The organism is Muricoccus roseus, assembly GCF_900141905.1.
GTDB classification, from domain to species: Bacteria; Pseudomonadota; Alphaproteobacteria; order Acetobacterales; family Acetobacteraceae; genus Roseomonas; species Roseomonas rosea.
Genome location: NZ_FQZF01000007.1, coordinates 193683 through 203661 on the forward strand (window position 1 = coordinate 193683; position 9979 = coordinate 203661).

Annotated in this window: 8 protein-coding genes; 5 read left to right on the top strand and 3 right to left on the bottom strand. The window is 75.0% G+C overall.

Annotation, left to right across the window (positions count from 1 at the left end):
• Nucleotides 1-49 precede the first annotated feature (49 nt).
• From BUB97_RS07925 to BUB97_RS07940, 4 genes are read left to right on the top strand one after another with little or no spacing between them, the layout of a single operon-like run.
• Nucleotides 50-1027 carry a cell division ATP-binding protein FtsE gene (locus tag BUB97_RS07925; RefSeq protein WP_175562584.1) on the top strand — a complete coding sequence of 326 codons (978 nt, stop codon included), beginning with the start codon at nucleotides 50-52 and terminating at the stop codon, nucleotides 1025-1027.
• Nucleotides 1020-1892, top strand: a complete 873-nt coding sequence (locus BUB97_RS07930; RefSeq protein ID WP_073133343.1) for a cell division protein FtsX — start codon at nucleotides 1020-1022, stop codon at nucleotides 1890-1892. The genes BUB97_RS07925 and BUB97_RS07930 overlap by 8 nt, the downstream gene beginning before the upstream one ends.
• The gene (locus tag BUB97_RS07935) at nucleotides 1889-2521 is read left to right on the top strand and encodes a YdcF family protein (protein WP_245818227.1); all 633 of its coding nucleotides are present in this window, start codon (nucleotides 1889-1891) and stop codon (nucleotides 2519-2521) included. Before BUB97_RS07930 ends, BUB97_RS07935 begins: the two co-directional genes overlap by 4 nt.
• On the top strand, nucleotides 2518-3246 hold the full coding sequence (locus BUB97_RS07940; protein WP_073133345.1) for a lysophospholipid acyltransferase family protein: 729 nt from the start codon (nucleotides 2518-2520) through the stop codon (nucleotides 3244-3246). The genes BUB97_RS07935 and BUB97_RS07940 overlap by 4 nt, the downstream gene beginning before the upstream one ends.
• Before the next feature lie 344 nt (nucleotides 3247-3590).
• Here the strand turns inward: BUB97_RS07940 and BUB97_RS07945 are convergent, their stop codons facing one another.
• Complete coding sequence (locus BUB97_RS07945; RefSeq protein WP_073133347.1) at nucleotides 3591-4202, bottom strand: gamma-glutamylcyclotransferase; 612 nt, start codon at nucleotides 4200-4202, stop codon at nucleotides 3591-3593.
• A gap of 110 nt (nucleotides 4203-4312) precedes the next feature.
• Here BUB97_RS07945 and BUB97_RS07950 point away from each other — a divergent pair, with 110 nt between their 5' ends.
• A complete protein-coding gene (locus BUB97_RS07950) occupies nucleotides 4313-5410 on the top strand; it encodes a DUF2125 domain-containing protein (RefSeq protein ID WP_073133349.1) in 1098 nt (365 codons plus the stop codon).
• 241 nt (nucleotides 5411-5651) lie between these two features.
• Here the strand turns inward: BUB97_RS07950 and BUB97_RS07955 are convergent, their stop codons facing one another.
• Nucleotides 5652-8468: a DUF4175 domain-containing protein gene (locus tag BUB97_RS07955; protein WP_073133352.1), complete on the bottom strand. Its 2817-nt coding sequence runs from the start codon at nucleotides 8466-8468 to the stop codon at nucleotides 5652-5654.
• A complete protein-coding gene (gene lysA, locus BUB97_RS07960) occupies nucleotides 8465-9814 on the bottom strand; it encodes a diaminopimelate decarboxylase (protein WP_073133355.1) in 1350 nt (449 codons plus the stop codon). Before lysA ends, BUB97_RS07955 begins: the two co-directional genes overlap by 4 nt.
• Between the last annotated feature and the right edge of the window lie 165 nt (nucleotides 9815-9979).

Sequence of the window (9979 nt, forward strand, 5' to 3'; positions counted from 1 at the left end):
CATCACGCCGCCGCTATCGCTTCCGGCGCCGGCATGGCACATCGCGGCCATGGTGCGCTTCAGCCAAGTCGGGCTGCGCTACCCCGATCCCACCCGTGGCGCGGCGGGGGAGCGGGATACGCTGCGCGACCTCTCCTTCACCCTGCCCCAGGGTTCCTTCACCTGGCTCACCGGCCCCTCGGGCGCGGGGAAGACCTCGCTCCTGCGCATGATGCAGCTCGCCCTTCGCCCCACGCGCGGCGAGGTCGAGGTCCTGGGTGTCCCGCTCTCCCGCGCGAAGCGGGCCGACCTGCCGAAGCTCCGCCGCCGCATCGGCGCGGTCTTCCAGGAATTCCGCCTGCTCCCCTACCTCACCGCCTTCGACAACGTGGCCCTCCCCCTGCGCCTCGCCGGCCGGGCCGAGGCCAGCCTGCGCCCGGATGTCGCCGAGATGCTGCGCTGGGTCGGGCTGGAGGGGCGGGAGGAAGCCCTGCCCCAGCAGCTCTCGGGCGGGGAGCAGCAGCGCGTCGCCATCGCCCGCGCCGTCGTCACCCGCCCCGCCCTGCTGGTGGCTGACGAGCCCACCGGCAACCTCGACGCCGTCCAGGCCCGCCGCCTCATCCTCCTCCTGGCCGAGATGAACCGACTCGGCGCCACCGTGGTGGTGGCCACCCATTCGCAGGAGCTGATCGCCCAGCATCCGGGCCATGTCATGCATCTGGAAGCCGGCCAGATCACCGCCCTGACCCCCTGGCCCTATGCCCCGCCCGAGGAGATTCTCCCGGAACCCGCGCCCGAGGCCTGGGCCACCCCGCCCGACGAACCCGCCGACGAATCCGCCGCCCCCCTGCCCCAGGGCTTCTCCCTCGACCTCAGCGCCCCCGAGCCCGAGGCCGGCTGGGTGGAGGAGGTCCCCCCGGACGAGGAGGAGGAGCAGGAGCCGCTCCCCCCCATGCCCGAGCCCCCGCGCAGCCCCGCCCGCCCCGCCGCGCGCAGCATCTGGCCCAGCATCCGCCCCGGCTCCCATCGCGGGCCGCCCCATGGCTGAACGCCGCCGCCGCATCGCCCGGGACCCGCTCGGCCTCCGCCGCGCCCTCTCGGACCGCCTCCTCCCCGGCCTCGTGGCCGCCATGGCCCTGCTGGCCGCCCTGGCCCTGGCCGGCGCCCGCGGCGCGGACCGCCTGGCCGACCGCTGGCAGGCCGGCGCCGCCGCCGCCGTCACCGTCCAGGTGCCCGACCCCACCCGCAGCCGCATGGAACTCGCTCTCGAGATGCTGCGCGCCGATTCGGTCGTCGCCCGCGCCACCGAGGTCAGCCCGGAGCGCGTGGGCGAGCTCCTCCGCCCCTGGCTGGGCGACGCCCCCTCCCTCATCCTCCCGGGCGTCATCGAGCTGCGCCTCGCCGCCGCCCCGGAAGCCCTGCCCCGCCTCGCCGAACGCCTCGCCGAGGCCGTGCCGGGGGCCGAGCTGGAATCCCACGGCCTCTGGGTCGCCCGCCTCTCCGCCCTGGCCCGCTCCGTCCAGGGCGTCGCCCTGGCGGTGCTCGCCCTCGTCATGGGCGTCGCCGTCGCCGTCGTGGCCGTCGCCACCCATGCCGGCCTCGCGGCCCGGCGGGAGGCGATCGGCGTCCTCCACGACCTCGGCGCCACGGACCGCGCCATCGCCGGCCGTTTTGCCCGCCGCGTCGGCCTCCTGGCCGGGCTCGGTGCCCTCGGCGGGGCGGCGCTGGCCGTGCCCACCCTCGCCGCCCTCTCCGGCCTCGCCATGCCCCTCTTCGGCGGGGAGGCACCGGCCGCCGGCCTCCTGGCCCAGCTCCCCTGGGCCATGCTTGCCGCCCTGCCGCCGGTCGCGGCCCTCATCGGCTGGGGCACGGCCCAGGCCACCGTCCGACGCTGGCTCAGGCGCCTGCCGTGACCGGGGCCACGACCATGCGCCGGCCCCGGCGGCGCCTGCCGCTGCTCACCGGCACGCTGGCCGTGCTGGTGCTGGGCGGGGCAGGGGGGTTCCTCTGGTTCCTGCACCGCGCCGCCACCCCCTGGCCCGCGGCGCCGCCCACCGCCGGCATCGCCGTGCTCACCGGCGGCCCGGACCGGGTGGAAACCGGCCTCACCCTGCTCGCCCGCCGGCCGGAGGCCAGGCTCATCATCTCCGGCGTCGGCCCCGATTCCACCCTCTCCGACCTCGTGCGGGAATCCGGCGCGCAGGAGGCCGGAATGGCGCCCGAGCCCCTTTCCCCCCGCGTCACCCTCGGGCGGGAAGCCACCAGCACCCGCGGCAACGCGCGGGAGGTCGCCGCCTGGTCCCGCGCGACCGGCACCCGGGAGATCACCGTCATCACCGCCGGATTCCACATGCCCCGCGCTCTGATGGAGCTGCGGCGCGACCTGCCGGAGGCCGTGTTGCACCCTCACCCCGTCGCACCCTTCCTCGCCCGCCCGCTGCCCATGCTCCGGGAATATGTGAAGCTCGTCGGCGCCGCCCTCGGCCTCTCCACCTTCACCGAGCGTGCCCCCCGCGCCCGCCTGGACCGCCCGGCCCGATGACCGCGATCCGATCCGCCCTCTTCAACCTGCTCTTCTTCGCCGCCACGGCGCTCACCGTGCTGTTCGGCCTGCCCCTGCTCGCCTTCCCGCCCTCGGTGATGCACGCCTATCTCCGTGCCTGGGCGCGGCTGATGATCTGGCTGCTGCGCGTGGTCTGCGGCATCCGCCTGCGGGTCACGGGAGCCGAGAACCTCCCCATCCACGGCGCGGCCCTCATCGCCGCCCAGCACCAGTCGGCCTTCGACACGGTGGTCTGGCACGCCCTGCTGCCCCGCCCGGCCTATGTGATGAAGGCGGAGCTGATGCGGATCCCGGGCTGGGGCGCCATGGCCCGCCATGTCCACTCCATCCCGGTGGACCGGGATGGGGGCGCCTCCGCCCTCAAGCGCCTCGTCCGCGCCACGCGGGACGCGGCGGCGGCCGGCTACCAGGTCGTCATCTTCCCCGAGGGCACCCGCTCCGCCCCGGGGGAGGTCGCCCCCTGGCAGCCCGGCTTCGCGGCCATGGCGGCCGCCACCGCCCTGCCCGTCGTCCCCGTCGCCACCAACTCCGGGCGCTTCTGGGGCAAGCGCGCTTTCACCAAGCGGCCGGGCATCCTCACCGTCGCCGTCCTGCCCCCCATCCCCCCCGGCCTGCCCCGCTCGGAGCTGACCGCCCGCGCCGAAGCCGCCGTCGCCGCCGCCTCCGCCGCCCTGTCGGACCCTGTGGACAAAATGGTGGAATAGGCGGACGGCCCGCTTTCGATCCCGCCCGAAGACTCTCGGGCAAGACGTTGTGGAGTCTGGGTTTTTGACGACTCCAAACAGCCTGTGGATATCGTTTTGCCAAGCAAATTCAAAGTGTTAATGGGATTCCTGGGCGAATCTCAGGAGTCTCCGGAACAAACGTCGGACTCTCAGTGGGTTCCGGGCGGGTCAATCCCCGCCCTTGTGGATAAGTCGAGGGAAAACCTCATCGCCCCAAATCTGTCGCCCTGAAGCCTCACCCGCCTCCGGCGTGGCCGGACGCGTGGCGGGCAAGCTGCTGGAATGATACGGAATCCCAAGCACCCGCGCGCGGCATGCCAGGCTCAGCCCGCCTTGCCCCCGGCCGGCGCCAGCAGCGCCGCGATCCGGTCCAGCCCCGCATCCCGCACACCCAGCGCCCGCAGATGCGCCACCGTGTTCAGCAGGTAGTCGCGGTTCGGCCCCATCACCCCATGCCCGCGCGCGATCGCCGCCGCCGCCGCATCCGGCGGCAGGGCCCCGCAATAGGCATCCGCCCGCCGGTCGGCCACGAAGGTCACGGCCCGCCGCACCCCGCTCCCATCCAGCAGCCGCACCGGAAGAACCCGCCGGTGATACACGCCGCCCGACATCTCCCGCTCGTCCAGATAGGCCAGCACCCCCGCAGCCTCCCGCGCCGGCACCCGGAACGCCACGCCCCGGCAGGCCCCGCCCCGGTCCAGTCCCAGCACCAGCCCGGGCGCCTCCGGGGTGCCCCTGTACCGCTCGGAGCGGATGCAGAACCGCCGATGAAAGCCGCGCAGCAAGGCCGGATGCGCGGATTCGAAGCCAAAGCCCGGCTTCCAGATCAGCGACCCATAGCCGAACACATACAGCCACCCGTCCTCATCCAGCAGCGGCGCGGGGTCCAGCGCGGCGGCGTCCAGCACGGGCGGGTGGGAAGGGGCGGTGCTCATGGCTCTGGCGTCGCAACATAGGGCAGGCGCGGCCGTTCCGCAGCCCGGCCCGCCATGCATCGCACTCCACCCTGGGCAACCCGCCCCGCCCGGCCCCATATGACGGAGCCGTGAGCGACACCCCGCCCCCTCCCTCCCGCCCCCGCCGCGCCCGGCTCCGCCCCGGCCGGCTCCTGCTCCTCGCCGGGCTGGCCGTCATGCTGCTGGCCTTCGCCCACAGCCTCGTCTGGCACTGGATGGGCACCCGCCTCCAGGCCGGCTACGACGCCTGGGCCCATGCCCGCCGCGCCCAGGGCTGGCGCATTGAGCACGGCACCCCCACGCGCAGCGGCTGGCCCTTCTCCGCCACGCTCCGCCTGCCGGAATTCCGCCTCTCCGGCGGCCAGGCCACCATCCCCGGCGGGCTGGACTGGTCCGCCCGCGCCGTCATCCTCCGCGTCGCCCTGCACAGCCCGGGCGAACTCCGCATCGCCGCCGCCGGCCCCCAGCGCCTCCGCCTCGACAGCACCGAAATCCCCTTCGCCGCCGACCGGCTGACCGCCAAGCTCCCCCTCCAGGCGAATGTCATCCCCCGCGGCGGCGAGTTCGAGGCCCAGCGCCTGCGCATCGGCACCGCCGCCGGCGGCATCGAGATCGGCGCCGCCCGCCTCGTCCTGGACAGCCGGATGACCGCCATCGAGGGCGAGCCCGCCATCAGCCTGGAAGGCGAGGCCGAGAACGTCACCCTCCCCGCCACCACCCCGCTCGGCCGCGTGCTCCGCAACCTGCGGATCGACGCCGCCCTCACCGGCCCCCTCCCCGGCGGCCGCAACCCTACCGCCCGCGCCGCCACCTGGCGCGACGCCGGCGGCACCCTCGAACTCCGCCGCCTGGAACTCGCCTACGGCCCGGCCACCGCCCAGGCCTCCGCCACCCTCGCCCTCGACGACCAGCTCCAACCCATGGGCGCCGGCACGCTGAAGCTGACCGGCGCCGAAGCGGTGCTGGACGCCCTCGCCCAGGCCGGCCTCGTCACCCCGCGCAACGCCAACCTCGCCCGCCGCGTCGTCACCCTCCTCGCCCGCCCGCCGGCGGAAGGCGAACCACCCCAACTCGAAGTGCCCCTCACCCTGGAAGGCCGGGGCCTCGCGGTGGCGCGCATCCCCGTCGCCCGCATGCCGCCCCTCCTCTGGCCCGGACCGGCGGAACGGGGCGGGCCAGGGCCCTGAGAGGGGAGGGCTCCGCCCTCCACCCGCCAAGGGCCTGAGGCCCTTGGAACCCCGTCTGACTGCCGTGGATACGATGATCGAAGGGGACTCTGCCCCTGATCCGGCCTTTGCCGTCGCCTGAGGTCCTAGACCTCAGGCGCACCGTCAGCCCCGTCATTCCAAACTTGAAGAAAAAGAAGAAGGTGAGGGGTCCGGGGAGAGGAAAAATTCCTTCTTCCTCTCCCCGGGACGGACCGACGCCTCAGAACAACCGCAGCAACCGGTCGATATAATCCAACTCCTGCGTCGGCCGCTCCCGCTCCGCATGCCGCCGCCGCAGTTCCTCCTGTAGCCGCCGCGTCCGCAGGATCTCCGCCTCGTCCGGCACCCGCGTATCGCCGCCTTCCTCCGAGGTTCCGGTGCCCTCCCGCAGGCGGCGGCCCAGCGGGTCGCGTCCCTCGCCGTTCTGGGCCAGCTGGTCCTGGCCTTCGCCGCCCTGCTCGCCGCCCTCGGCCATGGCGTCGCCCTGGCCTTCCCCTTCCTGGCCCTCCCCTTCCTGCGGCTGGTCCGGGCGGCCGAACTGGCGCTGCATCCGCTGTGCCATCTGCCGCCCGCCCTCGGAAAGCTCGCGGATCGCGCGCTCCTGGTGCGGGCGCGGGTCCGCCCCGCGCCCCAGCGCCTCCGCGCTCTCCCGCATCGCCTGGTCGGCCCGGCCGAGCGGGGCCGGAACCTCCCCGGTCAGGTCGCCATGCTGCTGCATCAGCTCGCCCAGGGCCCGGCGCAGGGCCCGCTGGGTGCGCGCATCGGCCGGCGCCTCCGGTGCCGCCTCGGCCGGCAGCTCGGGCGGGCGGGTCCGGTTCCAGGGATAGTTCATCCGCCGCTCCCGCTCCTGGCGGGCCGCATCGGTCTCGGCCCGGCGGTGCGCGCCGTCCAGCAGGCGGGATTCCCGGCGCACCATGTCCTGGATCACGCCCATCTGCTGCTGCCCGCGCTGCCGCTGCTGCCGGCGCTCCTCGCGCTGGTTCTGGGCCATCTGCCCGTTCTCCAGCTCCTCCAGCATCCGCTCCAGTTCGGCCAGCTCGCGCTCGGCCTCCTCGGGCCGGTCCTGGCGGTTCTGCTCGCGCATCCGCTCGGTGCGGCGCTGCGCCTCGCGCTGGTCCTGCGGGCGGGCGGCATTCTCCTGTGGCGTCTCGCCATTCTCGCGCTGCAGCCGCTCGGCCAGCGCGTCCAGATGCCGCCGCACCGCCTCCCGCAGCTCCTGGATCCGGCGATCCGTCTCCGTCCGTGCCGCGTCCCGCTCCGCCTCGCGCCGTTCGGCCTCCGCCTGGCGCTGCGCCTGCTCCTGGCGCTCCCGCTCCGCCTGCTCCTGCCGGGCTTGGTCGTTCTCGTTGCTGCCAGGCGGCTGGTTCGGGTCCCGCTGCGCCTGCTGCCGCTCCTGCTCCGCTTGGCGCCGCGCCTCCTCCTCCCGCCGCTGCGCCTCCCGCGTCTCGTCACGCCCGGCCTCCGCCCGCTGGCGTTCCTGCTCCTGGCGCTCGCGCAGCGCCTCCCGCAGCCGCTCGCGCACCTCGGCCAGCGCCCGCGACGTGCGGTCGGCCCGGCCCTCCTCCAGCGCCAGCGCGGTGTCCCACATGATCTGTTGGGCCTCGCCCACCGCCTCGGGCCGCCCATCCGCCTCCAGCCGCGCCCGGGCGGATCGCATCGCCAGCGCCGTCGCCGTGTCGTTCTCGAAGGCCTCGGGCCGCTCCGCCAGCCGGTCCAGCCCCTCCATCGCCGGCCGCCGCGCCTCCGGGTCCAGCGAAAGCCCCTTCCGCAGCAGGATCAGCCCGCGCGCCACCGGGTGGTTGAACCCCCGCTCCGGCAGGGTCATCGCCGCCTCGTCCGAGCGCCCCTCCTGCCCCGCCCCATCGCGCGCCACCAGCCGGATCCGCACCGGCAACCCCGCCCAGGGGTGGGAGGAGAGGTCGGGCTGCGCCACGCCGCGCGGCGCCCGCGCCTGCCCGGCCGGTACCGGAAGGTCCACCGCCACCGGCGCCGCCCCCGGCCGCGCGGCCAGCCGGATCTCGGCCCCCGCCGCCGCCACGCCCCAGTCATCCTCGGCCCGCCAGGGCAGCCGCGTGGCCAGCCCGCGCGCCGATTGCGTCGGCGGTTCGGCGAAGGCGATCCGCGGCGGCGCATCCGCCTGCACGGCGATCGACCAGGCCGCGATCTCCCGCCCGCCCTGCCGGATGGCCAGCCGCCCGCCGGCCTCCAGCCCCGCCTCCACATTGTGGCTGCCGGGGCCGAGCGGCAGGAACACCGCCGCCGGCTGCCCGTCCCGCAGCAGCTCGGGCACGCCGCTGCCGCCCGAAAGCGCCGCGCGCAGCCGGCTCCCCGCCGGCACCGTCACGCCGCCCCCGGCGGGGTCGAGGAACACCGGCGGCGCCCCGGTATAGGACGGCGGCGTCACCCAGGCCTCCAGCCGGGTGGCAAGCCCCGGCGGCGCCCCATGCGTCTCGGGCCACAGCGCCCGGCGCAGCCGCTCCGGCGCCTCCGCCCCCGCCATGGTGAGGGAGGCGACCAGCGCCACGGCCAGCCCCGCCCGCAGCGCCCGCGGGTCCCGCGCGGCCAGCCCAGGCCGGGGAAGCCCCGCCCGCAGCCGGCGGATCCGCGCCGCCTGCCGCGCCTGATGCGCCCGCCACAGCGCCAGCGCCGTCGGGTCATCCCCCGCCGGCCGGTCCTGCAAGGTCTCCAGCGGCCGGTGCGGCAGGCCGGAGGCCCGCTCCAGCCGCCGGTCCGCCGCGTCCACCCCCGGCAGGGCGAAGCCGCGCACCGCCCGCGCCAGCGCCACCACCAGCGCCGCGATCAGCAGGGAAAGCAGGACCAGATGCGCCAGCGGCGGCAGCAGCAGGAAGGCGCCGGAGAGCGCGAGGACGAGGAAAACCCCCAGCACGGCCAGCACGGGCCACAGCCGGGGCCAGAGGCTTTCCCAGAAGAGGGCCAGCCGCGCCCGCGCCCTCAGGCGGCCGAGCCGGCGGAGCACCGGGCCGGCCGAGGAGCCGTCCCGATGAGGGGAGGAGCTGCGGGGGTCCGGCCCCGTCAAGCCGTCGCCCCCAACCAATCCGGCACCAGCTGGTTCGCCAGCAGCGCCTCATGCGTCTGCCGCGGCCGCGTCACCGCCCAGCGGTGCCCATCCACCAGCACCTCCGCCGCCAGCGGCCGGGCGTTGTAGGTGGAGGACATGGTGGCCCCATAGGCCCCCGCATCCAGGAAGGCGACCAGCGCCCCCGGCGGCAGGTCGGGCAGCGCCCGCCCGCGGGTGAAGGTGTCCCCGCTCTCGCAGACCGGCCCCACCACATCGGCGGGCGAAAGCGGCGCGTGCAGCAGGTCCGGCGCCAGGGGTAGGATGCCGTGCCAGGCGTCGTACATCGCCGGCCGCACCAGGTCGTTCATCGCCGCGTCCAGCACCACGAAGCGCCGGTTCTGCCCCCGCTTCTGCAGCACCACGGAGGAGAGCAGCACCCCCGCCGGCCCGGCGATCCAGCGCCCCGGCTCCAGCATCACCGGCAGCCCGAGCGGCCCGAGCGTCGCCTTGATGGCGCCCGCCAGCGCGGCCGGGGAGGGCGGCAGCTCGTCCCGATAGGGAATGCCGAGCCCGCCGCCGCAATCCAGCCGCTCCACCGGCAGCCCGCGCCCCATCAGCGCCTGGGCCAGCTCCGCCACCCGCGCATAGGCGGCCCGATACCCCGCCATCCCCTCGGTGATCTGGCTGCCGATATGCACTGCCAGCCCGATCGGCCGGATCCCGGGCAGGGAGGCCATGCGGGCATAGAGCGCCGCCGCATCCGTATAGGCGATGCCGAACTTGTTCTCCGCCAGCCCGGTCGAGATCTTGGCGTGGGTCCGCGCATCCACATCCGGGTTGATGCGCAGCGAAACCGGCGCCACCCGCCCCATGGCGGAGGCCACGGCGGAGATGCGCTCCACCTCCTCCGCGCTCTCGGCGTTGATCTGAAGGATGCCCTCCTCCAGCGCCAGCGCGATCTCCCGCTCCGTCTTGCCCACGCCGGAGAAGACGATCCGCCCCGCCGGAATCCCGGCCGCGCGGGCGGCGCGCAGCTCGCCCTCGCTCACCACATCCGCCCCGGCACCCTCGGCCGCGATCACGCGCAGCACCGCCAGGCTGTCATTCGCCTTGGCCGCGAAATGGATCGAGGCCCGCAGCCCCGCCTCCGCCAGCGCGTCCCGCAACGCGCCATACCGGCGGCGCAGCGTGGCGGCGGAATAGACCCAGGTCGGCGTGCCAACCCGCTGGGCGATCTGCACCAGCGGCACGTCATCCATCACCAGCCCATCCAGCACATGGGCTTTCAGATGCGGCCGGCGGGCCAGAAGCTCCGCGAAGTCAGGGTCGGGCGTGTCGTGGACAGCAGGAAGCGGAGAAGCCATCCCCCTATTTTGGGGGCGCGGGGGCGCTGCGTGAAGCGTTACATGCCGGGTTAGGCGGAATCGTCGATGGCGGTCTGTCCCGGGGAGAGGAAGAAGGAATTCTTCCTCTCCCCGGACCCCTCACCATCATCTTTTTCTTCGAGTTTGGAATCATTGGGCTGACGG